21 protein-coding genes, 1 tRNA gene and 1 pseudogene are annotated in these 24,836 nt (G+C 71.7%); 9 read left to right on the forward strand and 14 right to left on the reverse strand.

Annotated features, from left to right (window positions below):
- Positions 1-37 precede the first annotated feature (37 nt).
- The gene (locus QM720_RS02575; RefSeq protein WP_415124599.1) at positions 38-1,918 is read left to right on the forward strand and encodes an alpha-amylase family protein; all 1,881 of its coding nucleotides are present in this window, start codon (positions 38-40) and stop codon (positions 1,916-1,918) included.
- A 34-nt stretch (positions 1,919-1,952) separates the two neighbouring features.
- Here the strand turns inward: QM720_RS02575 and QM720_RS02580 are convergent, their stop codons facing one another.
- Positions 1,953-2,153: a hypothetical protein gene (locus tag QM720_RS02580; protein WP_415124600.1), complete on the reverse strand. Its 201-nt coding sequence runs from the start codon at positions 2,151-2,153 to the stop codon at positions 1,953-1,955.
- Positions 2,154-2,254: 101 nt separating this feature from the next.
- On the opposite strand from QM720_RS02580, the gene QM720_RS02585 reads away from it, so the two are divergent.
- Genes QM720_RS02585 through QM720_RS02595 form a run of 3 tightly spaced genes read left to right on the forward strand, consistent with a single transcriptional unit; the run spans position 2,255 to position 6,476 of the window.
- Positions 2,255-2,863 carry a PadR family transcriptional regulator gene (locus tag QM720_RS02585; protein WP_415124601.1) on the forward strand — a complete coding sequence of 203 codons (609 nt, stop codon included), beginning with the start codon at positions 2,255-2,257 and terminating at the stop codon, positions 2,861-2,863.
- Complete coding sequence (locus QM720_RS02590; protein WP_415124602.1) at positions 2,860-3,591, forward strand: ABC transporter ATP-binding protein; 732 nt, start codon at positions 2,860-2,862, stop codon at positions 3,589-3,591. The genes QM720_RS02585 and QM720_RS02590 overlap by 4 nt, the downstream gene beginning before the upstream one ends.
- On the forward strand, positions 3,588-6,476 hold the full coding sequence (locus QM720_RS02595) for an FtsX-like permease family protein (RefSeq protein WP_415124603.1): 2,889 nt from the start codon (positions 3,588-3,590) through the stop codon (positions 6,474-6,476). Before QM720_RS02590 ends, QM720_RS02595 begins: the two co-directional genes overlap by 4 nt.
- A gap of 77 nt (positions 6,477-6,553) precedes the next feature.
- Here QM720_RS02595 and QM720_RS02600 read toward each other — a convergent pair.
- Positions 6,554-6,626: transfer RNA gene (locus tag QM720_RS02600), tRNA-Arg, on the reverse strand.
- Positions 6,627-6,702: 76 nt separating this feature from the next.
- Positions 6,703-7,419, reverse strand: coding sequence for an asparagine synthase (locus QM720_RS02605; RefSeq protein ID WP_415124604.1), 717 nt, complete (start codon positions 7,417-7,419; stop codon positions 6,703-6,705).
- Positions 7,420-7,521: 102 nt separating this feature from the next.
- Between QM720_RS02605 and QM720_RS02610 the strand changes: the two genes are divergently transcribed.
- The 3 genes from QM720_RS02610 to QM720_RS02620 all read left to right on the forward strand — a co-directional run bounded on the left by QM720_RS02610 (position 7,522) and on the right by QM720_RS02620 (position 9,953).
- Positions 7,522-8,355 (forward strand): SDR family NAD(P)-dependent oxidoreductase, encoded by an 834-nt coding sequence (locus QM720_RS02610; RefSeq protein WP_415124605.1) that lies wholly within the window; start codon positions 7,522-7,524, stop codon positions 8,353-8,355.
- 195 nt (positions 8,356-8,550) lie between these two features.
- Positions 8,551-9,165, forward strand: coding sequence for a DUF4956 domain-containing protein (locus tag QM720_RS02615; RefSeq protein ID WP_415124606.1), 615 nt, complete (start codon positions 8,551-8,553; stop codon positions 9,163-9,165).
- Positions 9,162-9,953, forward strand: coding sequence for a polyphosphate polymerase domain-containing protein (locus tag QM720_RS02620; protein WP_415124607.1), 792 nt, complete (start codon positions 9,162-9,164; stop codon positions 9,951-9,953). The genes QM720_RS02615 and QM720_RS02620 overlap by 4 nt, the downstream gene beginning before the upstream one ends.
- Positions 9,954-10,133: 180 nt before the next feature.
- Here the strand turns inward: QM720_RS02620 and QM720_RS02625 are convergent, their stop codons facing one another.
- The 6 genes and pseudogenes from QM720_RS02625 to QM720_RS02650 form a co-directional block, all read right to left on the reverse strand.
- A complete protein-coding gene (locus tag QM720_RS02625; protein WP_415124608.1) occupies positions 10,134-11,051 on the reverse strand; it encodes an aldose 1-epimerase family protein in 918 nt (305 codons plus the stop codon).
- A gap of 26 nt (positions 11,052-11,077) precedes the next feature.
- A pseudogene (araA, locus tag QM720_RS02630) lies at positions 11,078-12,579 on the reverse strand (L-arabinose isomerase).
- Positions 12,580-12,644: 65 nt separating this feature from the next.
- A complete protein-coding gene (locus tag QM720_RS02635) occupies positions 12,645-14,282 on the reverse strand; it encodes a xylulokinase (RefSeq protein WP_415124609.1) in 1,638 nt (545 codons plus the stop codon).
- The gene (locus QM720_RS02640; protein ID WP_415124610.1) at positions 14,279-15,004 is read right to left on the reverse strand and encodes an L-ribulose-5-phosphate 4-epimerase; all 726 of its coding nucleotides are present in this window, start codon (positions 15,002-15,004) and stop codon (positions 14,279-14,281) included. Before QM720_RS02640 ends, QM720_RS02635 begins: the two co-directional genes overlap by 4 nt.
- Before the next feature lie 539 nt (positions 15,005-15,543).
- Positions 15,544-16,581, reverse strand: coding sequence for a LacI family DNA-binding transcriptional regulator (locus tag QM720_RS02645; protein WP_415124611.1), 1,038 nt, complete (start codon positions 16,579-16,581; stop codon positions 15,544-15,546).
- Between the two features lie 313 nt (positions 16,582-16,894).
- Positions 16,895-17,701 (reverse strand): SDR family NAD(P)-dependent oxidoreductase, encoded by an 807-nt coding sequence (locus tag QM720_RS02650; RefSeq protein ID WP_415124612.1) that lies wholly within the window; start codon positions 17,699-17,701, stop codon positions 16,895-16,897.
- 72 nt (positions 17,702-17,773) lie between these two features.
- Here QM720_RS02650 and QM720_RS02655 point away from each other — a divergent pair, with 72 nt between their 5' ends.
- Positions 17,774-18,430, forward strand: a complete 657-nt coding sequence (locus tag QM720_RS02655; RefSeq protein ID WP_415124613.1) for a TetR/AcrR family transcriptional regulator — start codon at positions 17,774-17,776, stop codon at positions 18,428-18,430.
- A gap of 136 nt (positions 18,431-18,566) precedes the next feature.
- Here the strand turns inward: QM720_RS02655 and QM720_RS02660 are convergent, their stop codons facing one another.
- The gene (locus tag QM720_RS02660) at positions 18,567-19,169 is read right to left on the reverse strand and encodes a PadR family transcriptional regulator (protein WP_415124614.1); all 603 of its coding nucleotides are present in this window, start codon (positions 19,167-19,169) and stop codon (positions 18,567-18,569) included.
- 113 nt (positions 19,170-19,282) lie between these two features.
- Here QM720_RS02660 and QM720_RS02665 point away from each other — a divergent pair, with 113 nt between their 5' ends.
- On the forward strand, positions 19,283-19,978 hold the full coding sequence (locus QM720_RS02665; protein WP_415124615.1) for a GTP pyrophosphokinase: 696 nt from the start codon (positions 19,283-19,285) through the stop codon (positions 19,976-19,978).
- 103 nt (positions 19,979-20,081) lie between these two features.
- On the opposite strand, the gene QM720_RS02670 is transcribed toward QM720_RS02665, so the two are convergent.
- The 4 genes from QM720_RS02670 to QM720_RS02685 form a co-directional block, all read right to left on the reverse strand.
- Positions 20,082-21,065 carry a Gfo/Idh/MocA family protein gene (locus QM720_RS02670; RefSeq protein WP_415124616.1) on the reverse strand — a complete coding sequence of 328 codons (984 nt, stop codon included), beginning with the start codon at positions 21,063-21,065 and terminating at the stop codon, positions 20,082-20,084.
- Positions 21,066-21,212: 147 nt separating this feature from the next.
- The gene (locus QM720_RS02675) at positions 21,213-22,364 is read right to left on the reverse strand and encodes a cystathionine gamma-synthase (protein WP_415124617.1); all 1,152 of its coding nucleotides are present in this window, start codon (positions 22,362-22,364) and stop codon (positions 21,213-21,215) included.
- Complete coding sequence (locus tag QM720_RS02680) at positions 22,361-23,569, reverse strand: pyridoxal-phosphate dependent enzyme (RefSeq protein ID WP_415124618.1); 1,209 nt, start codon at positions 23,567-23,569, stop codon at positions 22,361-22,363. The genes QM720_RS02675 and QM720_RS02680 overlap by 4 nt, the downstream gene beginning before the upstream one ends.
- A gap of 191 nt (positions 23,570-23,760) precedes the next feature.
- A complete protein-coding gene (locus tag QM720_RS02685) occupies positions 23,761-24,831 on the reverse strand; it encodes an LLM class flavin-dependent oxidoreductase (RefSeq protein WP_415124619.1) in 1,071 nt (356 codons plus the stop codon).
- Positions 24,832-24,836: the final 5 nt, after the last annotated feature.

Consider the following 24,836-nt stretch of genomic DNA (forward strand, 5'->3'; position numbering starts at 1 on the left):
GCGAGGCATTCCGGCGGGCCGCCCGTAGGCTGGGGGCATGACCGCGCTCACGACGCTCGACGTCGACCGCGCCGCCGCGCGCGCGGCCGTCGAGGCGACGGCCGACGAGGCCTTTCTCGCCCGCTTCGACGACCAGTTCCCGCGGCTGCACGACCTGTTCACCCGGCTCTACGGCGAGCGCGCCGACGGACAGGAGCAGCTGTCCGCGACGGTGGCGGCGGCATCCGCGTCGTGGAGCACGCGCCCGCTCGACCTGAAGGTGCGCGATGCGCAGCGCGACCCGGGCTGGTTCCAGTCGGAGCGGATGCTCGGCGGCGTCTGCTACGTCGATCGGTACGCGGGCAACCTCGCCGGCATCCGGGATCAGATCCCGTACTTCCGCGAGCTGGGGCTCACCTACCTGCACCTCATGCCGCTGTTCGACACGCCCGAGGGCGACAACGACGGCGGCTACGCCGTGTCGAGCTACCGCAGGGTGAGCCCGAGCCTCGGCACCATGGCGCAGCTGACGGAGCTCGCCGCCGAGCTGCGGCTGGCGGGCATCTCGCTCGTGGTCGACTTCATCTTCAACCACACCAGCAGCGAGCACGAGTGGGCGCGCAAGGCCGTCTGTGGCGACCCCGAGTTCGCCGATTTCTACCTCATCTTCGACGACCGCGAGATGCCCGACGCCTACGAGCGGACGACGCGCGAGATCTTCCCCGACGACCACCGCGGCTCGTTCGTGCAGCTCGCCGACGGACGCTGGATCTGGTCGACGTTCTACCACTACCAGTGGGATCTCAACTATGCGAACCCCGCCGTCTTCCGCGCGATGGCCGGCGAGATGCTGTTCCTCGCGAACCAGGGCGTCGAGGTGCTGCGGATGGATGCCGTCGCCTTCATCTGGAAGCGGCTCGGCACCGCGTGCGAGTCGCTTCCCGAGGCGCACTTCCTGCTGCAGGCGTTCAACGCCGTGCTCGCGATGGCGGCGCCGGGTATGGCCTTCAAGTCGGAGGCCATCGTGCACCCCGACGAGGTCGTGAGCTACCTCTCGCCCGGCGAGTGCGAGCTGTCGTACAACCCGCTGCAGATGGCGCTCACGTGGGAGGCGCTGGCGACCCGCGACGGCCGGCTGCTGCAGCAGGCTCTCGACCGCCGCCACGCCCTGCCGCCCGGGACGGCGTGGGTCAACTACGTGCGCAGCCACGACGACATCGGCTGGACGTTCGCCGACGAGGATGCCGCCGAGCTCGGCATCGACGGCTACACGCACCGGCAGTTCCTGAACCGCTTCTACACCGGAAAGCACGAGGGCACGTTCGCCCGCGGCGTCGCCTTCCAGGAGAACCCGGCCACGGGCGACGCGCGGGTCGCCGGCACCGGCGCGTCGCTCGCCGGCATCGAGGCGATGGATGCCGGCGGCGAAGACCGCTTCGTCCTCGCGCATGCGCTGGCACTGTCGACCGGCGGCATCCCGCTGCTGTACCTCGGCGACGAGGTCGCCCAGCTCAACGACTACTCGTACCGCGACGACCCGGTGCGCCGCGGCGACAGCCGCTGGGTGCACCGCGGCAACCGGCCGCGGGACCGCTACGCCCAGCGCAACGACCCGGCGACGCCGGCCGGGCGCGTGTTCCGGCGGCTGACGAAGCTCATCTCGGTGCGGCAGTCGACGCCGGAGTTCGCCGGCAACGCGCTGATCCCGTTCCACACCCCGCATGCCGCCGTGGTCGGGTACCAGCGCGAGGCGGTCCCCGCGTCCCGCGTGCTCGTGCTGGCGAACGTGGGCGACGTCGAGGTCGCGATCGATCCGCTGACCCTGTCGGGCTTCGAGCGCGGGGCGTTCGATCTCGTCCACGACACCGAGCTCGACCTGGACGAGGGGCTCCACCTCCCCGCGCACGGGTTCGTGTGGCTGCGGGTCACGCCGCTGTAGCGTTGCGGCCGGCCCGGCCCAGCTCAGAGGCTGGTCACCCTCTGCCGACCTCGACGCCCTTCACGGCCGTGTCGTAGACCCGCTCGAAGAACCCGGCGGCGGGCACCAGCTCGTGCCCGACCGCGATGCCGGTCTGCACGCCGGCGAAGATCTCGTTCAGCGGCTGCGGGTTGAGGTCGGCCTCCTCTGGTGACCCCCGTCCCCAGCGGACGGGATCGCCCGCGATTCGGATCACATCAGAAGAGCCGACGGTCACCCCGGCTGATACGCCGCAGACACTGATTACCGAGTAACCGAGGTCATGCTATGGTTACCGGGTAACCGAAGGAGGCGCTCATGTCCGTCAAGTACGCCCTGCTCGCCCTGCTGTCTCGCCGACCGTCGACGACCTATCAGCTGCGGAAGGATTTCGACGAGTCGACGAGCCACTCGTGGCCGCTGAACATCGGCCAGGTCTCGACCACGCTGCAGCGGCTGCAACGGGACGGGCTGGTCTTTCGGCACGGCGAGGCCCACGAGGAGTCTGACTCTCACGGCCAGTGGAGTCTGACCGACGAGGGGCGTCGCGACCTCACGGCGTGGTGGCAGGATCCGGTGACCCCGGCACAGCGGGGGCGGGATGAACTCGTGATCAAACTGGCCCTCGCCGTCGCGCTCGGCGACGTGGATGTGACCGGTGTCGTGCAGCGTCAGCGGAGCGCGACGCAGCGCACACTGCACGACCTGACCCGACTGCGGCGCGGGCTCGATGACGCAGACATCGCGGGTCGTCTCATCCTCGACAACCACCTGTTCGTCACCGAGGCGGAATTGCGCTGGCTCGATGACGTCGAAGAGACACTGATTCGACGCGGCATGGGTGCGATCGGAGCTCCAACGATTGCGCAGCAGCCCGCACGGCAACCCCTCGGTGACTCGGTGTCCATCGAACGGGCAACGCGATGACCGCGCCCGTGCTGCAGCTGCACGCGGCGACGCGCGTCCACGGCGAGGGAGCACGCGAGGTCGTCGCGCTCCGCGACGCGAACCTCACGCTCCTGCCCGGCGAGTTCGTGGCCGTGATGGGCTCCTCCGGCTCCGGCAAGTCGACCCTGCTGCACCTGGCGGGCGGGCTCGATCAGCCGACCGCCGGTTCCGTGACGGTCGAGGGCACCGACCTCGCCAGCCTGAATGCGACCCGGCTGGCGCTGCTGCGCAGGCGAAGCATCGGGTACGTCTTCCAGGACTTCAACCTGTTGCCGTCGCTGACCGCCATGGAGAACGTCACCTTCCCGCTGGAACTCGACGGGCAGCCTGCACACCGCGCTCGGAAGGCGGCGCTCGCTCTGCTGCGTGAGACGGGCCTCGCCGACATCGCCGATCGACGCCCCGACGAGCTGTCGGGAGGTCAGGCGCAGCGCGTCGCGATCGCACGAGCCCTCATCGGCGCTCGGCGCCTCATCCTGGCCGACGAGCCCACGGGCGCGCTCGACTCGGCGACGGGCGCCGCCGTGCTCGAGCTCCTGCGCGATCGCGCCGACCGCGGTGCGGCCGTGCTCATGGTGACCCATGAGGCGCGCTTCGCGGCGTGGGCCGATCGGACGATCTTCCTCCGCGACGGGCGCATCATCGATGAGACAGGCCCGAGCGATCCCTCCTCTCTGCTGGCCGAGACTGCCGACACCGCCCGATGAGACGGCTGATCTCCTGGCGCCCCACGCTGCGCCTCGCGCTGCGGGATGCCGCCGCACACTGGCTGCGGACGACTCTTTCGATCGTGCTCGTCGCCCTGCCGATCACCGCACTCGTCGGGTGGGCGATGGTGGAACAGGCTCCCGTCCCCGCCCGCGAGAGCGCGCTCGCCACGATCCCCGCCGACGCGCAGGCCGTCATCACCGCGACGACGATCCCCCGCGGGACGGGGCCCTTCCCGCAGATCCCCGAGGGTGCGCCTGCGCCGTGGATGGGCGATCTGGACACGAAGCCGGCGACAGCCGAGGAGCTACGTGCCGCGTTGGGCACGTCGGACCGGCTCATCCCGTTCTGGCGATCACTCGACCTCATCGCCACCACCGGTCTGAAGATCACACCCGGCGATGAGGCGAGCGCCGGCGCCGATGTCGCAACGAGCGGTCTCGACGCCTCCGTCCTGTCCACCGGGCGCCTGGTCGAAGCAGACGCGGAGGGGCTCGGCATCCTGATCCCGACGCTTCGCGATGGGAACCTCCCCACCGCGAGCGATGAGGCGGTCGTGTCCACGGCGTTCGCGCAGCGCCTCGGCCTCGGCGTGGGCGACACGTTCGCCCTCGTCGCGCCGCCCTGGTCGGGATGGTACAGCTCGGACGGCGAAGGCCGCATGGGCGAGGTCGTGCAGAACGTCCAGCGCGGCTACGCGGTCAGCGGCATCGCCGACGACACCGCGCAGACGGTCTGGGCGCCGGAAGGCTGGATGTCGAAGCTCATCTCCGCCGACCCCGCCGGGGTCGACGGCCGCTGGCTCGTCGTCGGCGACGATCCCGTCACGTGGGATCAGGCCAAGGCGCTCAACGAGCTGCAGGCCTTCGTCGTCTCCCGCGATGTGCTCGAGAACCCCCCTCCCCCGAGCGCCCTGTACCCGGTCGCGGTCGACGCGGACGCGCTCATTCTGCGCGTCGTCGTCACCACCATCACGACCCTTCTCGGAGCCCTGCTCGTTCTCGGGCTCGTGACCCCGGCGTTCGCCGTCGCCGCCGACGAGGCGCGCCGGATGCTGGGGCTGGCCGCCGTTGCCGGCGCGACACCTCGAGATCTCCGACGGACGATCTTGGCCCAGGGCGGCATGATCGGCCTCGCCGGAGGAATGCTCGGCATCGCCTTCGGTCTCATCGGCGGGATGCTGCTCGCCGCGCTCGCCTACCCGGCAGGGGACGTCTGGGCGCGCTTCCCGTGGTGGGCTCCCGTCACGGGCATCGTCACTGCCGTGGGCGTCGGGCTCGTCGCCACCCTGGGACCGGCGCGCCGGACGGCGCGGCTTCGGCCCGTCGACGCGGTCCGCGACCGCATCACACCGTCCGCCGTCCATTCCCGGCGCCGGTGGCGCGCGGTCGTCGGCGCCGCGCTGCCCCTCGTCTTTCTCATCGCCGCTACGGCCGCCGGGTATCACGCCTTCGCCCTCGCGGAAGCGTCCCCATCCAACGCGAGCCGCGCACCGGGCTCCAGTGCCCCCTTGTCCGGATTCCTCGTCGCCGTCGCAGTGATCCTGTTCGGGACCGCACTCCTGCTCGGCATCCGTGTCATCCTCGGCGGCATCGTCCACGGCGCTCCGCGTGCCCCGATCGCGCTCCGATTGGCGCTGCGCGACGCGCACGACCACTCCGCGCGCGTCGTTCCCGCCGCCGCCGGCGTCCTCGTCGCAGTGCTTGCCGCGTCCGCCTTCGTCGTGATCGCGGGTTCGGGCACACAGAACTCCCGCGACACGACCGGTCAGATGGTCGCCGATGGCCGGTTCGTCCTCGGCGTCAGTGTGCCGGTGTCACCGGATTTCGACCGGCTCGTGCTCGCCGACACCGTTCGGGCGCTGCAGACCGAGTTGCCCATCATCGGCACCGCTGAGATCCGGACCACCGCGCTGAACGGCGATGCGCACCTGAGCGCGCTCACCGCCGCCGACAAGTCGTGCCCCACGGGTCTCGTTCCGGACGTTGCATCCGCACTCGATCCCGCACGCACGACCACGTGCACCGATCCCGACAACGGATTCCGACCGATGCTCAGCGTCGCCTGGATGGGCGGCACCGACGTCTTCGTCCTCGATCCCGCGGCGGTTCGCGCGTCGGGGCTTCCCGGTGCGGATGCCGCGGCGTCCGTCCTCGCGAACGGTGGAGTGATCGTCAACGACGCCACGAAGCTCAGCCGCGATAACACGGTCGTGGTCGCCACCGGGTCCGAGCTGCTCCCGACCGCCGCTGATGCCACGTCCACGACCACCCTGCCCGGAGCCTTCCTGCGCGGCTTCGCACCCAGCCTCACCGTCTCACCCGCGACCGCACACGCGCTCGGCGTCGCGGAGTTCGACTACCTCGGCGAGTACGTCCTCACCGACCGGCCGCTCACCACAGCAGAGCTGAACCGCGCGCGCGAGCTGGTCACCGCGCACACCTCCCTCGTCAACGTCGCCACGCCGCAGTTCGTCGAACCGTGGGGCGGCGACGGCACCCTCATCGCCGTGCTCGGCCTTGCCTCCCTGGCCGTCGCGGCCACGATCGTGTCGCTCCTGCTCGCGCGCACCCAGGCCCGACGCGACGCGACCACGATGTACGCCGTCGGCGCGGCGCCCCGGTTCCTCCGGCGACTCGCCGCTGCACAAGGGTCGCTCATCCTCATCCTCGGCGTGCCGCTCGGCATGCTCGCGGGGGTCGCCTGCGGCACCTACCTGATCGCCTGGTTCCGCTTCGCGCACATCGACCGCGGCGTATGGCTGGAGACGGTCCCCCTCTGGGATCTGCAACTCGCCCTCGCCGGCACCATCGTCGCGGCATCCCTCGCGGGAGTCCTCCTCGTCGCACGCCCGCCGCGTCGTGCCGTGCGAAGGTTGGACTAGGAAACCAACTCGGCCACCAATGCGAAAACCCGCGGGATTCCGCGGGTTTTCGGCTGATTTACTGTCTCAACACAGTGTGCGCTCGAAGGGACTCGAACCCCCAACCTTCTGATCCGTAGTCAGATGCTCTATCCATTGAGCTACGAGCGCGGGCGCACAGCCTCCGTGAGAAGGCCGACGTTCAGCCTACCCGACGAGGCACGTTCTGGCCAATCGTGCCGGCCGATCACTCCAGCTCAGCCGGGTCGAACGCGGGCTCGTCCGGCGCCGCGGCGTCATCGCCGTCGAGCCGCTCGGCGACCTCCTCCGACGAAAGGCCCAGGTCCAGCAGGTCGTGGTGCGCCGCGAGATTGCGCCGATGCGCCTTGAGCCTCGGGAGATCGACCAGTCGCAGTGCCTGCATGCGCGCCGTGCGCATCCGCTCGTAGTCGACATCGAGGTCGGGGCGCGCCGCGAGGGCGTCGAGGGTGCGCTCGATGTTCGCGGCGACCTCGCCCCAGGCCGCATCCCGCGCCTCGAGCACGATCTGCCGCACCTCCTCTTCGTCTTCGGTGCGCGCGCGCAGCTCGTTCGCGACATGCAGCGACTGCTTCTGCCGCCGCCGCAGGTTCCTGAGGTCGCGGCTGCGGTAGTCGTGCGTGCCGTCCGAATCGTAGTGGCGGTTCTTGGCGACCTTCTGCTCCTGCTCGATCCGCGCGGCATCCACCTCGGCCTCGGCCGCGAGCGTCTCGAGAATCTCGCGCGCCTCGGGCAGATAGCGGTCGACGGCGAAGTTCTCGCCGCCGGCGAGGACATGCATGAGAATCGCGTTCTTCAGGCTCAACCGGGTCGCGGCAGACGCGATGTAGAGCCCTTCCGCGACGACGTCGCGGGTGCGCATGCGGCGAGGATCCTTCTCCTTCGACTTCTTGCGCTTCTTCCGCTTCTTGTCATCCGCAGCCACGACACCCCCTTTGCAGTCGATCCTAGGGAACGTCATCGGCCACAATCGACATACGGAGCGAATCGGCGTACAGGATGCCGTCGCGCAGGAACGGAGGCGGCGATGCCACGACTGCAGGTCGCCGACGCGACGAGCGTCGTCACCGGCGCCGCCGCGGGCATGGGCGCCGAGGTCGCCCGGCAGCTCGCCGCCCGCGGGGCACGCATCGTGCTCGTCGACCGGGATGCCGACGGACTCGCCGCGGTCGCGGCATCCCTGCCCGGATCGGGCCACACGATGCATGTCGTCGACCTCGCCGACGACGCCGCCGTCCCCGCCGTCGCCGCCGCGATCGCCGGCCGCGGACCGGTGCAGACCCTCATCACGTGCGCGGGGTCGTCGATGCTCGGCAACATCGACCAGCTCACGATGGCCGAGATGCGCTGGCTCATGGACGTCAACCTCTGGGGCACGGTCAACCTGACGCAGGCGCTCCTGCCCGCGCTGCGACAGGCGCCGGCGGCGCACGTCACGCACCTCGTGTCGATCTACGGGCTCGCCGCCCCGGCGGGGCGCATCCCGTACGCCATGAGCAAGTACGCCGTGCGCGGGTTCACCGAGGCGCTGCGGCACGAGCTGGAAGGGTCGACGGTGACGGTCGGAGCGGTCTACCCGGCCGGGGTGAAGACGGGCATCATCCTGCGCGGGCGCTACGCCGCCGCCCTCGACCCCGCCATCGCCGACCGGGCGGCAGCGGCGCAGGCCGCGATGTACCACACCGACCCCGCGGACGCCGCCGCCCGGATCGTCGAGGCGACGGTGAACCGCCGCGCGCGCACCATGATCGGGCGCGAAGCGCGGCTCGTCGACGCGCTGGCGCGCCTGTTCCCGGTCGGCTACTGGCGGTTCATGCGCGGTCCGCTGCGGCAGGCGACCGACACGACGACGCCGGTCTGACCCGGCGGCTGTGCCACACGCAGGGCGAATCGGCGTTCTGGCGCCCTCCGCTCTCCCGAAAGCGCATTTCGCCCTGCGTGTGGCACGCGCCGGGGCCGCATCCCCGGATTCGTACCCGCGCCTGGTGCCACACATAGCGAGCGCATAGCGTCGCCCCCTGGGATGGGTACTGCAGCCCCCACGTCAGGAGTACCCATGAACATCATCGCCGCCGTCGCCCTCGACCTCGTCGCGATCGCCGTCCTCGCTTTCGCCGTCTACTACCCGCGCCACCGGCGCCGCGATCTCGCGGTCGCCTTCGTCGGGGTCAACGTCGGGGTACTCGCCGTCTCGATGGTGCTGGCCGACACGACGGTCGGGGCGGGGCTCGGCCTCGGCCTGTTCGGCGTGCTGTCGATCATCCGGCTCCGCTCGCGCGAGATCGAGCAAAGCGAGATGGGGTACTACCTCGCGGCTCTCGCGATCGGCCTCATCTCGGGCCTGTCCACCGGGGTCTCGTGGCTGGGCGTCGGGCTCGTCGCTCTCGTGGTCGGCGGGCTCGCCATCGTCGACAACCCGGCCCTGCTGCGACGCTCACGCGAGCAGCGGATCGTGCTCGACCGGGCGTACACCGACGAGAACGAGTTGCGCGCCGCCGTCGAGCAACTGCTCGGCACCTCGGTGCACCGCGTCACGACCCGCAGCATCGACCTGGTCTCGGACACGACAGAGGTCGAGGTCCGGTACCTCGCGCCCCGTCCCGGCGCCGCGACACTCTCGGCGCAGACGCACGAAGCGCGGACGCACGAGGGTCTGGAGGTCGCGCGATGAGCGCCACCGCCGCCGTCGGCCGGCTGCACGTCATCAACCGGCTGCGCGCCGTCGACCTCGAGCAGCTGAACGCCGCCGCCGAACTGCAGACCCGTGTCGACCGCAAGTACGTGCTGCCGCTGGCCGACCTTCCGGACGTCCTCGCGGCGCTCCCCGCCGGCGCCCAGGTGCTGGAGATCGACGGCGAGCGCGCCCTGCGCTACACGTCGCAGTACTTCGACACCCCGCGCCTGGACAGCTACTTCGGCGCCGCGCGCGGCCGGCGCCGCCGGTTCAAGGTCCGGGCCCGCACGTACGTCGATTCGGGCGGCTCGTTCCTCGAGGTCAAGACGCGCGGTGGTCGCTCTTCGACCGTGAAGGAGCGGGTTCCGGTCGTCGGCGACGAGCTCGACGACGACGCCGTCGCCTACGCGGCGGGGCTGCTGGAGGATGCCGGCATCCCCGGTGCGAACCGCCTCGCCGACGACCTCGTCCCCGTCCTCGTCACCCGCTATCGCCGGACGACGCTGCTGCTGCCGGGCGCCGCCCCGTCGCGGGCGACGATCGACACCGAGCTGACCTGGATCGGCGCGGACGGACGGATGCTGCGGCTGCCGGCATCCGTCATCGTCGAAACGAAGTCGGGGCAGCGCGCCGGTGCGCTCGACCGCGCGCTGTGGCGCGCCGGGCACCGCCCCGCGACGGTGTCGAAGTACGGCACCGGCATGGCGGCGCTGCACCCCACGCTCCCGGCGAACAAGTGGAACCGCGTGCTCGGCCGACATTTCGCCGATGCGGTCGCGGCGTGACCATCACGCGAGGATGCGACAATCCCTCGGCCCTCGCGTCGGAGGTCCGTCCCGTGTGCGGACGCCACGAAAGGAGCACGACATGGGCTTGTCGACGAGACGAAGGCCGACCTCAACGTCAAGGAGGCGTCGTACGACCCCACGGAGCAGCTGCTGCGCGAAGAGCCGCCGCGGTGACGCCTACAGCGCGGCGATGCGCCAGGATGCCGTGACCGACGCCCCCGGCGCGATCACGAGCAGCCCGGCATCGTAGTCGTACCGGGCGGCGTTGAAGGCGTCGGGGGCACAGGTCATCGGCTCGACGGCGAGGCCGGCGCGGTGGCCTGGAGTACCGGGGCCGTCCGGAAGAGTGGGCAGGTCGGCGGTGTGGACCTGGACCCAGGGGCACGACGCGTCCCAGGCCAGTTCCACGCCGGTGCCGGACGGGTCGGTCAGGCGGGCGCGCGCGATGCCGTCCGCCCGGCCGAGTCCGGTGAAGGCGTGGTCGAGCTCGACGGCGCCGAGCACGCGCGGGGCACGCCAGTCGAACCTTCCCGAGCAGGCGGCCAGGCCCACGGGTGCGAGGCGGTCGTCGACCTCCAGCACCTCCGCGGCGTCGAGCTGGAACGTCCATTCGTCCAGCGGAGCGGGGCCGGCGACGAGGTAGGGGTGCGGGCCGGTGCCGAAGGGGGCGGCATCCGGGCTCTCGTTGGTCGCGCGGACGGACTGGGTGAGGCCGGCGGCGTCCACCGTGTAGGTCGTCTCGACGCGGACGCGCCAGGGGTACCCCGTCTGGGGCGGGATGACGGTCGCGAGCGTCACCCGGTCGCCAGACTGCGCGACCAGGCCGAAGTCGGCCCACGCGACGAGGCCGTGCAGCGCGTGGCCGCGCTCGGGCTCGGTGAGCGCGGCCCGGTGCTCCGCCCCGTCGAACGTGTAGCGCCCGTCGACGATGCGGTTCGGCCAGGGCGCGAGCGTGGCGCCGCGGTAGGCGGGGCGCACCTCGTCGGCGGCGAACGGCACGACGAGATCGCGGCCGTCGTGCGTCAGCGCCCGGAGCGAGGCACCGACGCTCGCAACCTCCGCCGCGTAGGCGCCGGAGCGGATCGTATACTGCACCCCCGACTCCGTCGTTCGGGGGCCGGTCACAGGCCCTGGGCGAGGCGGTAGTAGGCCTGGTTCCAGCGCAGCTCGCGCTGGAAGGAGCGGACGGTCGTGGACGCGTCGATGACGGCGAGCTCGGTGCGGGCCATCTCGGCGAAGTCCTCGAAGACGTCGAGGCCGACGGCGGTCGTCATGACGGTGTGGTGCGCGGCTCCGGCGGCGAGCCAGCAGGCGGCACTCGTGGCGAAGTCGGGCGCCGGCTTCCAGATCGCGCGCCCCACGGGGAGCTTGGGCAGGTCGGGCGCCGTGACGTTCTCGACGACGTTGGCGACGAGGCGGAATCGGTCGCGCAGGTCGCTCATCGCCACGACCAGCGCGGGCCCCGGGTCGGCGGTGAACACGAGCCGCACCGGGTCGTCCTTGCCGCCGATGCCGAGCGGATGCACCTCGAGCCGCGGCCTGTCGGTGGTCAGCGACGGCGAGACCTCGAGCATGTGCGCGCCGAGGATCTTCTCGTCGCCCGCGACGAGGTCGTACGTGTAGTCCTCCATGAGGCTCGCCCCGCCGGGCAGGCCCGCACCCATGACGTTCGCGACCCGCACGAGGATCGCGGTCTTCCAGTCGCCCTCCGCACCGAACCCGTACCCCTCGGCCATGAGCCGCTGCACGGCGAGCCCCGGCAGCTGCTTCAGGGCGCCCAGGTCTTCGAAGCTCGTCGTGAAGGCGCCGAATCCGCCCGCCTCGAGAAACGCGCGCAGCCCGACCTCGATGGCCGCACCGTCGCGCAGGCTCTGATGACGCTCGCCCCGGGCCGCAGCTCCGGCGCCACGTCGTACTCGTCGAGGTATGTCGCGACGAGCGTGTCGATCTGGTCCGCGGATGCCGCGGCCACCGCATCCGCCAGTTCGTTCACGCCCCACGTGTTCACCTGCACGCCGAAGCGCAGCTCGGCCTCGGTCTTGTCGCCCTCGGTGACGGCGACGTAGCGCATGTTGTCGCCGAAGCGGGCGAGCTTGAGGGTGCGGGCGGCCTGCCACCCGGCGGCGGCGCGCTGCCACGTCTCGACCTGCCGGCGCACCGCCGGGTTCGACACGTGCCCGACGACGGTCTTGCGCGCGACCCCGAGCCGCGTCTGGATGTAGCCGAACTCGCGGTCGCCGTGCGCGGCCTGGTTGAGGTTCATGAAGTCGAAGTCGATGTCGGCCCACGGCAGCTCGACGTTCGCCTGCGTGTGCAGGTGCAGCAGGGGCTTGCGCAGGGCGTCGAGCCCGGCGATCCACATCTTGGCGGGGCTGAAGGTGTGCATCCACGCGATGACGCCGATGACGGAGTCGTCGCTGTTCGCGTCGAGCGCGAGGCGCCGGATCGCCTCGGAGTCCTTCAGCACCGGCTTCCACTCGACCCGCACCGGCAGGCCGGCGAGCCCCGCGGCGACCTGCTGCGACTGCTCGGCGACCTGCCGCAGCGTCTGTTCGCCGTAGAGGTTCTGGCTGCCGGTGACGAACCACACGACGTAGCCGTCGAGGGAGGTGGTGAGGGTCATGGGGTGTCCTTCGGTCGGTGAGCGGGCATGGCTCCGGTCGTCGAGCGGGCGCGTCGAAACGCGGCTCAGAGGTGTTCCACCGCGGCGGCCTCGACGGCGAGCCCGGCGCGGTAGCGGTCGAGATAGGCGGCAAACCCGGCGACATCGGCCGGGTCGGGTGCGGCGACGGTGAGGGCGGCGTCGGCGAAGACGACGTCGTCGAGGTAGGCCGCGAGGCTCCGATCCGCGTGCGCGAGGTGGGCGGCGAGCACAGCGATGCCCCAGGCCCCACCCTCCGCGGCGGTCTCGCCGACGGCGACCGGGGTGTTCAGGGCTCCGGCGAGGAACCGCTGCGCGACCCCCGCCGTGCGGAACAGGCCGCCGTGGGCGAACATCCGGTCGAGCTGCACACCCTCGGCATCCAGGACCCGCATGCCGAGCGCCAATGTGCCGAAAACGGCATATACCTGTGCGCGCATGACGTTCGCGAGGCTCAGCGTCGAGTCGGGGGTGCGCACGAACAGCGGACGGCCGTCGGTCAGCCCCGCGATCGGCTCGCCGGCGAGGTGGTTGTAGGCGAGCAGGCCGCCGGCATCCGCGGCGCCGGTCAGCGCTTCGCGCAGCAGCACGTCGAACACGCGGTCGCGGTCGAGCGGGATGCCGGCCGCCTCCGCGAACCGGCCGAAGAGCCCGGCCCACTCCCCCAGCTCGCTCGCGCCGTTGTTGCAGTGCACCATCGCGACGGGGTCGCCGGCCGGGGTCGTGACGAGGTCGAGCTCGTGGTGCTGCTGCGTCAGCGCGCGGTCGAGCACGACCATCGCGAAGATGCTCGTCCCGGCGCTGACGTTGCCGGTGCGCGGGGCGACGGCGTTCGTGGCGACCATGCCGGTACCGGCATCTCCCTCGGGCGGGCAGAACGGGATGCCGGGCCGCAGCGCTCCGGTCGGGTCGACCAGCGCCGCGCCGTCCGCGGTGAGCGTGCCGGCATCCTGCCCCGCGACGAGGACTTCGGGCAGGAGCGCGCGCAGGGACGGGCGGGGCGTGTGCGTTTCGTCTCGGCCGTCTCGGACCTGGAGGTCTCGCGGGGCTCGCGGGTCTTGCGAGGGGAGGCCGTCGAACCGGTCCAGAAGCTCCCGGTCGTAGTCGCGGGTCGCCGGGTCGATCGGGAACATGCCCGACGCGTCACCGACCCCGAGCACGCGCCGCCCGGTGAGCCGCTCGTGCACGTACCCGGCGAGCGTCGTGATCGACGCGACGCGGTCGACGTGCGGCTCGGCGTCGAGCAGCGCCTGACGGTAGTGCGCGACCGACCACCGCAGCGGGATGTTCACGCCGAACAGCGCGCTCAGCTCGGCGGCCGCCGCGGTGGTGTTCGTGTTGCGCCACGTGCGGAACGGGACGAGCAGCTCGCCCGCGTCGTCGAACGCGAGGTAGCCGTGCATCATCGCCGAGATGCCGATCGCGGCATATGTCTCCGGCGAAACGCCGTGGCGCCGCTTCGCGTCGGCAACGAGGTCGGCGTAGGCGGCCTGAAGACCCGACCACACGTCGTCGAGGGCGTACGTCCACAGCCCGTCGGCGTAGGAGTTCTCCCACGCGTGGCCGCCGACGGCGAGCACCGTCTGCGGGTCGTCGGCATCGACGAGGCACACCTTGATGCGGGTCGAACCCAGCTCGATTCCGAGCGTCGTGCGTCCGCTGCGGATGCTGTCGAGAGCGCTCATCGCCGGTCGTCCGTGTTCTGCCCGTAGACGTTCTGGTACCGGTGGTAGAGGGCGTCGATCGCCTCCTGCGGGATGGGGGCCGGCTCCCCGCCCTGGCGCGCCAGGTGCACCGTGCGGGCGGCGTCTTCGCACATGACGGCGGCCTTGACGGCATCCTTCGCGTTCACACCGATCGTGAACGGCCCGTGGTTGCGCATGAGCACGGCGCGCGAGCGGTGTCCGCGCAGGGTGTCCACAATGCCACGGCCGATCGAGTCGTCGCCGATGATCGCGAACGGACCGACCGGGATCGGGCCGCCGAACTCGTCGGCCATCGCCGTGATGACGCACGGGATCTCCTCGCCGCGCGCCGCCCAGGCCACCGCGTAGTCGGAGTGGGTGTGCACGACACCGCCCACCTCGGGCATATTCCGGTAAACGTATGCGTGCGCCGCCGTATCGCTCGACGGGCTGCGATCGCTGCCCGGGGTGCCCGCAACGACGTTGCCGTCGAGGTCGCAGAGGATCATGTTCTCGGGGGTCAGCTCGTCGTAGCCGACCCCCGAGGGCTTGATGACGAACAGATCGGCACCGTCGCCTTCCCTGCGGACCCGTCCCGAGACGTTGCCGCCGGTCCAGACCACGAGGCCGTAGCGCACGAGCTCGCCGTGCAGGGCGGCGACGTCGCTGCGCACCGCGTCGATGGATGCCTGCAACGCGCTGTCGACGTCGGGTGATGCCACCGGTCCTCCTCGAATCCGGCGGTCTGCTCCGACCGCCCGTGGCTCGATGTTACCGGTAACATCTCCGGGCGACAAGCCCCTCGGCCGCGGCGTCCCCCGCATTCGCCCGTGACAAACCTCTTCATCCGTCATTGTCCGCCACAAACCTCTTCATCCGTCACAAAACACGGCGAACGCTGCGGACAGCCGCGGTTTGCGACGGATGAACAGGCCCGGGCATCCTTCGTCCGGCGCAAAACACGCCGAACCCCACGAATAGCCGCGATTTGCGACGGACCGACGAGGGAACCCGGCATCCCGCATACCCGCCGCATTCACCCGTCACAAACCTCTTCGTCCGTCACAAACCTCTTCGTCTGTCACAAACCTCTTCGTCCGTCACAAAACACGGCAAACCTCGCGGACAGCCGCGGTTTGCGACGGATGAACAGGCCCGGGCATCCTTCGTCCGTCGCAAAACACGCCAAACCCCACGAATAGCCGCGATTTGCGACGGATGAACCCCCGCGCGGGCCCGGTGTCCCGCTACCCCCACGCCACTATCCCGCGGGCGGGGCGGTCGAGGCGCGCACGACGAGCGTCGGCGGGGCCGGAGCGGCGGCCGGGGCATCCCAGCCCAGCACCTCGGCGAGCGCGCGCCGGGCCTCGCCTGCCATATCGATGCGCACGGACGTCAGCGCGGGGCGGTAGGAGGCCGCGTCGGGGTTGTCGTCGAAGCCGGTCACGCTGACGTCGCCGGGAACCCGGATGCCCTCCGCCTCGAGCCCCGCGATGACGCCGAGCGCCATCTGGTCGTTCGCGACGACGATCGCCGTCGGTCCGTCGCCGCGACCGATCGCCGCCGCGATGGATGCCGCCGACCTCGCGCCGGAGTCGGCGCTCCAGTCGCCCACCCATCGCGGTCCGGTCTCGAGCCCGGCCTCGGCGAGGGCATCGTCGACGCCGGCGTCGCGCGCGGCGGCCTCGAGCCAGTCGGACGGCCCCGACACGCGTCCGATACGCCGGTGGCCGAGGTGGACGAGGTGCGCGACCGCGAGCGCGGCACCCTGGGCCTGTCGCGCGGCACCCTGGGCCTGTCGCGCGGCGTCGCGATGCGTGCCGACGGCGGCGTGCAACGCCGCGAGCGGAGTGTCGCCGTGCGCCGCCTCGAGCGCACGCAGCGCACCGGCATGCGGTGCGACGACGATCAATCCGTCGACGCCGAGGGACAGCAGACGGTCTGCGGCGGTGAGGACGGAGGCGGCATCCGCGGAGTCGGCGTGCACGGTCGCGATCCAGCGACCCGCCTGGCGCGCCGCGGCGTCGAGCGCCGCGATGCCCGCCGAAGGGCCGTAGAGCGCGGCATCCGACACGATGACCCCGATCGTCCGGGTCGTGCGGGTGCCGAGCGCGCGCGCCGCGTTGTTCATGCGGTATTCCAGAGCCTCGACGGCGTCGAGCACACGCGCGCGGGTCTCGGGCCGCACCCCGTCGTAGCCGTTGAGCACACGCGACACCGTCTGGGTCGAGACGCCGGCGTGCGCCGCGACCTCGCGCACGCCCGCGCGCGGAGCGGGGACGGCGGAGTGGTCGGTCACGGCTCTTACGGTAGCGCCCGCGGCGGCCCACTCGCCCTGGGTCACTCACCCGCGGCTCACTCGCCCTGGGCACACACCCAGGCGACCTCCCTGCCCACGGCGCTCCACTCGGTCGCGGCAAAACGCGGATCCCAGACACCCACACCCACAGAACGCCGCGAATGAACCCCACCCGGACGCGGGACACCCACAGAACGCCGCGACTGAACCCCTGCAGCCGCACGCCGGCCGCACGCCGGCCGGGCCACGCCACGCCGCGCCACGCCGGCCGCACGGCGGCCGCACGCCGGGCCACGCCACGCCACGCCGCAATTCAGCCGAGCAGCGCCGCCATCTTGCCGGCGATCATCTCCGTGGCACGCTTCGGGCTGAACCGCGACAGCTTGTCCAGGCCCGCGGCGTCGCCGCCGATCGTGGCGCGGTAGCTGCCCTTGCGCAGCGCCTCGACGATGACGGCGCCGGCCTTCTCCGGGCTCGTGGTCTTCGCGGCGGCGGCCTGGGTGTCCGCGGTCTCGGCGCCGGCGATCGAGACGCCGGAGTTCTGCGCGATGTTCGTGCCGATGGCGCCCGGGTAGACGACCGTCACGGCGACGTTCGTGCCCATGAACTCGGCGTACAGCGCCTGCGTCAGCAGCGACACGGCCGCCTTCGACGCGCCGTACACGGCCTGGCCGGGCACCGGCGCGAGCGCGCCCATGCTCGACACGTTGACGATCGCGGCCGCCGGCCGAGCGACCAACTCGGGCAGGAACGCCTTCACGACGTTGACGACGCCCCAGAAGTTGACGTTCATGACCTTCTCGATCTCCGCGTACGGCAGGTCGATGACCTTCACGAACTGCTGGATGACACCCGCGACGTTCAGGATGCCGTCGACCTTGCCGTGCGCCCCGATCACCTGCGCCGGGAGGGCGGCCACGGCATCCCGGTCGGTGATGTTCACGGCGTGGACCGAGAAGCGCTCTCCCGCCGCGGCGAGGGATGCCGTCTCTGCGAGCCCGGCCTCGTTGAGGTCGACGCCCGCCACGCGCGCCCCCTCGCGCAGCAGCTGCAGCGCGACCTGGCGGCCGATGCCGTTGCCCGCGCCGGTGACGACGAAGACGTTTCCGTTGATGTCCATGATGTTCTCCTCGATTCGCCTTCAATATTACGTTACGTAGCGTTTTGCGAAAAGAGGGGGTACCGTCGAGCCATGACCGATCGACCTGCGGAGCACGCACCCGGCTCTCCCCCGGCGGCCGGATCGGGTGCTGAGCCGGCATCCGCCCCGGGCTCCGCGCGGCGCCGTGGAGCGGTGCGCAGCGAGACCGCGCGCATGGCCGTGCTGCACGCGACCGCGGCGCAGCTGGCCGAGCGCGGCTGGGACGGGCTGACGATCGAGGGCATCGCCGCCGCAGCCGGCGTCGGGAAGCCGACGATCTACCGCTGGTGGCCGTCGAAGAGCGCGCTCGTCGCCGACGCGATGCTCGAGGGGCTCGTTCGCCCGCTGGAGCTGCTCGAGCCGGTGCCCGTCGACACTGGCGACCTGCACGCCGACCTCGCGGCGTGGCTCGAGGCCGTCCTGCAGGCCACCGCCGATCACGAGGCGACGGCCATCACCCGCTACATGGTCGCCGCCGCCGCGGAGGATGCGATCGTCGGTCACCGCCTCGACGAGCAGAACCACGCGTCCCGGACCCTGCGCGACCGCATCGAACGCGGGAGCGCACAGCTGGCGCCGGGCGCCGACGTCGACGCGATCGTCGAGGCTCTCACCGGGGCGATCCTGCTGCGGGTGCTGCGCCGCGCGCCGTACGCACCCGGCGTCGCCGACGCGCTCGTGCGCACCGTGCTCCCCGCCGCGGGGTGACGGCGCGGCATCCCGCGGCGGGTTCGGGGAGGTGCGCAGCCCGGGGTGGCGCGCCGGTATCGGACCTCCCGCACGACCGGCGGGCGCTCCGGGCGCGGTGCGACGTCGAGCTCGGCAGGCGTCGTCCGGTGGCCGGTCACGCCCCGACGCGACGCCCGTTGCCGGCCGGGCGCCCGCGCTTGGGCTTCTCGGTCGACAGCGCGAGTGCCATCGCGTGCTGCGGATGCCGCGCCAAGCGCTCCGCCGCGTGATCGAGCCACCGCAGCTCGGCCTCTGCGGCGAAGACCATCGCGTCGACGACGAGCGACCGCGCGAGCGCCTCGGGACCGGCCGCGGCGTCTCCGGCATCCCGCGCCCGCGTCAGCTCCTCCGCCTGCCGCAGCGACGCGGCGCGCTGGGTCCGGATCACCTCGGCGACGTCGACCCCGGGCAGCGTCGCGGCGACGGCGAGCTTGACCGCCAGCTCGTCGCGCGTCGCGACCCGCGCCACCGGCTCCGACAGCCAGGCGGCGACCTCGGCCGAACCGGCAGCCGTGATCCGCCAGTAGACGTGCCCCTGCTCGTCGGTCTCGCCCTTGGCGACGAGTCCGTCGCGTTCGAGGCGGTCGAGCGTGTTGTAGATCTGCCCGACGTTCAGCGGCCAGGTCGATCCGGTGCGGCGGTCGAACTCCGCGCGCAGCTGGTATCCGTAGCACGGCCCCTGGTCCAGGATCGCCAGCAGGCTCTGTCGCACCGACATCCGCGTCTCCGTCCGCGAGCATACCGAGTATGTGATTTCTGAGTATATACATACTCGGCAGCGATTCCGTGACTCCCAGCATCCACCAAAGCCGCCTCGGTACCGTCGGACCCATGGATGCCCCGCCGCTGGCCGTGACGACCGACGAGGGCATCGCGACCTTCTCCCCCGAGCAGCTGCGCGCGATGCGCGACGAGTTCCAGCGCTTCCTGCTCGACTACCAGTTCGCATTGCGCGAGGTCGAGACCAAGCTCGGCATCCTGCGCGACGAGTTCCAGCTGATGCACGACTACAACCCGATCGAGCACCTCTCCAGCCGGGTGAAGTCGGCCGACAGCCTCGTCGAGAAGGTCGTGCGCAAGGGCATCGATCCGTCGTTCGCGTCGATCCGGGCGCACATCACCGACATCGCCGGCGTGCGGGTGACCACGAGCTTCACGAAGGATGCCTACCGCCTCTTCGACCTGCTCACCCAACAGGACGACGTCACCGTGCGCGAGGTCAAGGACTACATCGCCGAACCCAAGGCCAACGGGTACAAGAGCCTGCACGCGATCGTCGAGGTGCCGGTGTTCCTCTCGACGGGGCGCGTGTCTGTGGCGGTGGAGGTGCAGTTCCGCACGATCGCGATGGACTTCTGGGCGAGCCTCGAGCACAAGATCTACTACAAGTACGACGGCGCCGTCCCCGACGGCCTGCTGGCCGAGCTGAAGGATGCCGCCGACTCCGCGGCCCTCCTCGACGCCCGCATGGAGCGTCTGCACGGTGAGCTGCACGGGCAGCGGCCCGGTCCGCTGCGCGCGGTCTGACGCGGCACCCACACTCGCGAAACCTCGCAAATGTCCGCTTCCGGACCCCGATCCTCGGCGTGTCGCGTACATTTGCGAGGTTTCGCGGGGGTGGGGGCGGGGGTCAGAGGGCGGCGCGCCAGGCGGCGAGCAGGCGGGCGGTGGCGCGGGTCTGCGCCCACGGCATCTCCGCGACCTCGCGTCGCCCGGCGCGCAGCGCCAGGATCGTCGCGTCGGCCTCGGCCGCCATCGGGCTGATCGTGCCGGTGCGCACCTCCTCGACCGAGCCGTCGCGGCGACGCAGGATGCCGGCATCCGCGCTCTCGACGCGACTGCCCCAGACGTTCGGGATCTCCAACTCGCCCGCCGTCCCGCGGATCACCGTACGGCGCGGCAGCGGCGCCGTGATGGCCGTCGCCACACGGGCGGTCAGCGGCCCGACCGTGATCGTCGCCCGCGCCTGCTCGTCGACGGCGCCGACCACGCCGTCGGCCGCGACCACGACGGGCTCGGTCGCGATCCCCGCCCACGCCGCCACTCCGACGACCAGCGAGACCGGGTAGCAGCCCGCGTCGAGAATCGCACCGCCCGCCGTCGCGGGGTCGAACAGTCGCCCCTCGCGGGTGTCGGCGGCGAAGCCGATCGACGTCTCCAGCTCGCGCAGCTCGCCCAGCGTGCCGCCGGCGATCAGCTGTCGCAGCAGTGCCGGAAACGGAGCGAACCGGTACTTGAACGCCTCCACGAGGGGCAAGCCGACCCGGTCGGCGTGCGCCACCAGCTCGTCGGTCTCGGCGGGGGCGACCCCGAGCGGCTTCTCGCACAGCACGGCTTTGCCGGCATCCAACGCGGCGTGCGCGAGGGGTGCGTGCGTCGTGTGGACGGTGCCGAGGTAGACGGCGTCCACGTCGTCGCGGGCGAGGATCTGCTCGTAGGTTCCCGCGACCGGCGCCCCGTGCGCATCGGCGAACGCCCGCGCGCGGTCGGCGTCGCGCGCGGCGACGGCGTGCAGCACGCCGTGCTCGGCGGCCGGCAGGGCACGCACGAAGTCGGCCGTGATGGCGCCGGCGCCGAACACGGCCCAGCGCGCGCGAGCAGCAGGGGCGGTCATGGCCTCCACGCTACGCCGCCCGCCAAGATGCAGGATCACCCGTTACAGTTGTCAACTCAATCGGCCCTGCAGGCCCGACTTTTCACGGACCGTCCTGCAATCTGGCGCGGTCGCGCTCGACGGACCGAGTGCTCGACGACCGCACGCTCAGGCGCGCAGCGCCTGCTCGACGTCGGCGAGTAGGTCGCCGGCATCTTCGATGCCGACCGACAGCCGCACGACCTCGACGGGGACGGCGGCTTCGGTGCCGCGGACGGACGCATGCGTCATCGCATCGGGGTAGTTCACGAGCGACTCCACACCGCCGAGCGACTCGGCGAGCTGGAACAGCTGCAGCGACTCGGCGAACCGTCGCGCCGCCTCCCCCGTCTCCAGCGCGACCGACACGATCCCGCCGAAGCCGGACATCTGCCGCACCGCCAGTTCATGCCCCGGGTGTGATGCGAGCCCCGGGTAGTAGACCCGCGCGACACGTTCATGCCCATCGAGGAATGCAGCGATGGATGCCGCGTTCTCGCTGTGCTGGCGCATCCGCACGGCGAGGGTCTTGATGCCACGCGTCGTCAGCCACGCATCCAGTGGCCCCGACACGGCGCCGACGGCGTACTGCAGAAAGCCGATCTTCTCGGCGAGGGCGTCGTCGTTCAGCACGAGCGCTCCCCCGACGACGTCGGAGTGGCCGCCGAGGTACTTCGTCGTGGAGTGCACCACGACGTCGGCGCCGAGCGCCAGCGGCTGCTGCAGCGCGGGGGTCGCGAACGTGTTGTCGACGACGACGAGGGCGCCGGCGTCGCGGCCGATCGCGGCGAGCCCGGCGATGTCGGCAATGCGCAGCAGCGGGTTGGACGGCGTCTCGACCCAGACCACCCGGGGCGCACGTTCGGCGACGGCGGCGCGGACGGCATCCGCATCGCTCATGTCGACCACGCGCAGCCGCACGCCCCACGGGCCGAGCACGCGCGCGATGAGCCGGTGCGTGCCGCCGTAGACGTCGCTGCCGAGCAGCACCTCGTCGCCCGGCTGCAGCACGGCGCGCAGCAGCGTGTCTTCCGCCGCGAGGCCCGACGCGAACGAGAAGCCATGCACGCCGCCCTCGATCGCCGCGAGCTGAGTCTGCAGGGCGGTGCGGGTCGGATTGCCGCTGCGCCCGTACTCGTACCCCTGGCGGAGGCCGCCGATGCCGTCCTGGGCATACGTCGTCGAGAAGTGCACCGGCGGGATGACCGCGCCGGTCGTGGGGTCGAACTCCTGCCCCGCGTGGACGGCGAGGCTGGCGAATCCGCGGGCGGTGTGGTTCATGCGTTGCTCCTGGCGGTCGTGGCGGTGGCGGTGGCGGCGGTCGTGGCGGTGGCAGCGGTCGTCGCGGTGGCGGCGGTCGTCGCGGTGGCGGCGGCGCCGGATGCCGAGAAACCACTTCGCGCGTGAGAAACCACATCTGCAGTGGTTTCTCGCGCAGAAAGTGGTTTCTCAGCGGAGGAGGGGGCGGGCGAGGCCGGGGACGAGGGGGCGGGCGGGGCCGGGGAGGCGGGGGCGGACGAGGGGGTGACGAGGGCGGGGAAGCCGCGGGCGGCCAGCCAGGCGTCGTCGTAGAGCTTGGTGAGGTAGCCGCGGCCGTGGTCGGGCAGCAGCACGACGACGACGACGTCGCCGGGCAGATCGCGCGCCGTGCGCAGCGCGGCGACGACCGCCATGCCCGACGAACCGCCCACGAGCAGGCCCTCCTCGCGGGCGAGGCGACGGGTCATGGCGAAGCTCTCGTCATCCGACACCCGCTCGTAGCGGTCGACGACGGCCGGGTCGAAGGTCGCCGGGAAGAAGTCCTCGCCGACGCCCTCGACGGCGTAGCCGTGGATCGGCCCGCCGGAGTAGATCGACCCCTCCGGATCGGCGCCGACGACGACGAGCTCGCCCGCCGTCGCGTCCTTCAGGAAGCGCCCGGTTCCGCTGATCGTGCCGCCCGTGCCGATGCCGGCGACGAAGTGCGTCACCCGGCCGTCGGTGTCGCGCCAGATCTCCGGGCCCGTGGTCTCGTAGTGGGCGCGCGGGCCGTTCGGGTTCGCGAACTGGTTCGGCTTGAACGCGCCCGGGATCTCGCGGGCGAGCCGGTCGGAGACGCTGTAATACGAATCCGGATGCTCCGGCGGCACGTTCGTCGGCACCTCGACGACCTCGGCGCCGTAGGCCCGGAGCACGGCCGTCTTCTCGCCGGCGAACTTGTCGGGCACGACGAACACCATGCGGTATCCGCGCTGCAGCGCGACGAGGGCGAGCCCCACGCCGGTGTTGCCGCTCGTCGGCTCGACGATCGTGCCGCCCGGCCGCAGCAGGCCGTCGCGCTCGGCGGCGTCGACGATGCGCGCGGCGATGCGGTCTTTCGCCGAGCCGCCGGGGTTGAAGTACTCGACCTTCGCGAGCACGGTGGCCCGGATGCCGTCGGTCACGGCGTTCAGCCGAACGAGAGGGGTGTCGCCGACGAGGTCGGCGACGTGGGACGCGTAGCGCATGGGGGTTCCTGAGGGTGGGGCCGCGCGGCGCGTCTGAGCGCGAGCGCGCGGGGCTGTCGGGTCGTCGGAGGAGCGCGCGAGCGCTCAGCGACAACAGCGACAGGTCAGGGACACCCCTCTACGGTAACCGGCCGCGACGGAGGATGCCGGTTGTGTGACGCGAGCGCCGTAACACGAGGCCGGCCGCGGGCTCAGCCCACCGCGACGAGCTGCGACTGCGGCACGCGCGATTGGGGCACGAGGGGGAAGACCTGCTCGGCGATGCGCTCCAGCTCCTCGCGCAGCGGCGACGACTGGATGAGCAGCAGCGAGATGCCGGCATCGCCATAGGCGCGGATGCGCTCGGCCACCTGCTCGGGCGTGCCGACGAGGTTGGGCCGCAGCCCCCGGGTGCCGACGGAGTATTCGCGCTTGGTGAGCTCCAGCGACAGGTTGGAGTTCTGCCGGAACTGCTCGAACGAGGCGTAGCCGGGCGAGGCGGGGTCGACGGCGGTGATGCGCTCCAGCTCGCGCTGCGCCTCGGCCTCGGTGTCGCGGACGATGACATAGGCCGGCATCCCGATCTCGCGCACGGGGCGCCCGTGCAGCCGCAGCGACCGCTCGTTGATGTCGGCGACGTTCGCGCGCACCTCGTCGAGGGTGCCGCCGTGCATGACGTAGGCGTCGGCGAACCGGGCGATCGACTCCTTGCCGGCCTCGCTCTCACCCCCCGCGAAGATGACGGGCTGCGCCGCGGGCTTGGGTTCGACGATCGTGCCCTCGAGCTCGTAGTAGTCGCCCTGGAAGGTGAACGGCGTCCGCTCCCACAGGCCGCGCAGCACCTGCACGAACTCCTCGGCCTGCACGTAGCGGGCGTCGTGGGTCGTGAACCGGCCGCCGAACTGACGCGCCTCCTCGGCCCACCACGCCGCGACGACGTTGAGCGCGACACGCCCCGGCGCGATCGAGTCGAGCGTGGAGACGGTCTTGGCGAGCACCGCCGGCAGGTGGAAGCCGGGCCGCACGGCCGTCATGACCCGCAGGTGCGACGTCACCGCGAGAATCGCCGCCGACAGCGACCACGCCTCCAGGCTCGGCGCCTCCACGCCCTTGCGGTCGTTGAGGTACAGCTCGGGCACGAGCGTCGTGTGAAAGCCCAGCCGGTCGGCCGTGACCGACACGTCGCGGATCGACTCCCACGTGGCTGCCATCCCCTCCTCGTCGGCGACGTTGCGGAGGAATCCGCCGTAGACCGGCGTCCAGTAGCCGAGGTCGATCGTCATCGGTC

It is taken from the genome of Microbacterium sp., assembly GCF_047602155.1.
Lineage (GTDB): Bacteria > Actinomycetota > Actinomycetes > Actinomycetales > Microbacteriaceae > Microbacterium.

What these genes read in the sequence shown, in the direction of transcription:
- QM720_RS02685 (WP_415124619.1), bottom strand. Translation starts at nt 24,831, where the DNA reads ATGACGATCGACCTCGGCTACTGGACGCCGGTCTACGGCGGATTCCTC.
- QM720_RS02650 (WP_415124612.1), bottom strand. Translation starts at nt 17,701, where the DNA reads ATGGACATCAACGGAAACGTCTTCGTCGTCACCGGCGCGGGCAACGGC.
- QM720_RS02610 (WP_415124605.1), top strand. Translation starts at nt 7,522, where the DNA reads ATGCCACGACTGCAGGTCGCCGACGCGACGAGCGTCGTCACCGGCGCC.
- QM720_RS02620 (WP_415124607.1), top strand. Translation starts at nt 9,162, where the DNA reads ATGAGCGCCACCGCCGCCGTCGGCCGGCTGCACGTCATCAACCGGCTG.
- QM720_RS02635 (WP_415124609.1), bottom strand. Translation starts at nt 14,282, where the DNA reads ATGAGCGCTCTCGACAGCATCCGCAGCGGACGCACGACGCTCGGAATC.
- QM720_RS02670 (WP_415124616.1), bottom strand. Translation starts at nt 21,065, where the DNA reads ATGACCGCCCCTGCTGCTCGCGCGCGCTGGGCCGTGTTCGGCGCCGGC.
- QM720_RS02665 (WP_415124615.1), top strand. Translation starts at nt 19,283, where the DNA reads ATGGATGCCCCGCCGCTGGCCGTGACGACCGACGAGGGCATCGCGACC.
- QM720_RS02615 (WP_415124606.1), top strand. Translation starts at nt 8,551, where the DNA reads ATGAACATCATCGCCGCCGTCGCCCTCGACCTCGTCGCGATCGCCGTC.
- QM720_RS02595 (WP_415124603.1), top strand. Translation starts at nt 3,588, where the DNA reads ATGAGACGGCTGATCTCCTGGCGCCCCACGCTGCGCCTCGCGCTGCGG.
- QM720_RS02590 (WP_415124602.1), top strand. Translation starts at nt 2,860, where the DNA reads ATGACCGCGCCCGTGCTGCAGCTGCACGCGGCGACGCGCGTCCACGGC.
- QM720_RS02660 (WP_415124614.1), bottom strand. Translation starts at nt 19,169, where the DNA reads ATGTCGGTGCGACAGAGCCTGCTGGCGATCCTGGACCAGGGGCCGTGC.
- QM720_RS02675 (WP_415124617.1), bottom strand. Translation starts at nt 22,364, where the DNA reads ATGAACCACACCGCCCGCGGATTCGCCAGCCTCGCCGTCCACGCGGGG.
- QM720_RS02585 (WP_415124601.1), top strand. Translation starts at nt 2,255, where the DNA reads ATGTCCGTCAAGTACGCCCTGCTCGCCCTGCTGTCTCGCCGACCGTCG.
- QM720_RS02575 (WP_415124599.1), top strand. Translation starts at nt 38, where the DNA reads ATGACCGCGCTCACGACGCTCGACGTCGACCGCGCCGCCGCGCGCGCG.
- QM720_RS02680 (WP_415124618.1), bottom strand. Translation starts at nt 23,569, where the DNA reads ATGCGCTACGCGTCCCACGTCGCCGACCTCGTCGGCGACACCCCTCTC.
- QM720_RS02655 (WP_415124613.1), top strand. Translation starts at nt 17,774, where the DNA reads ATGACCGATCGACCTGCGGAGCACGCACCCGGCTCTCCCCCGGCGGCC.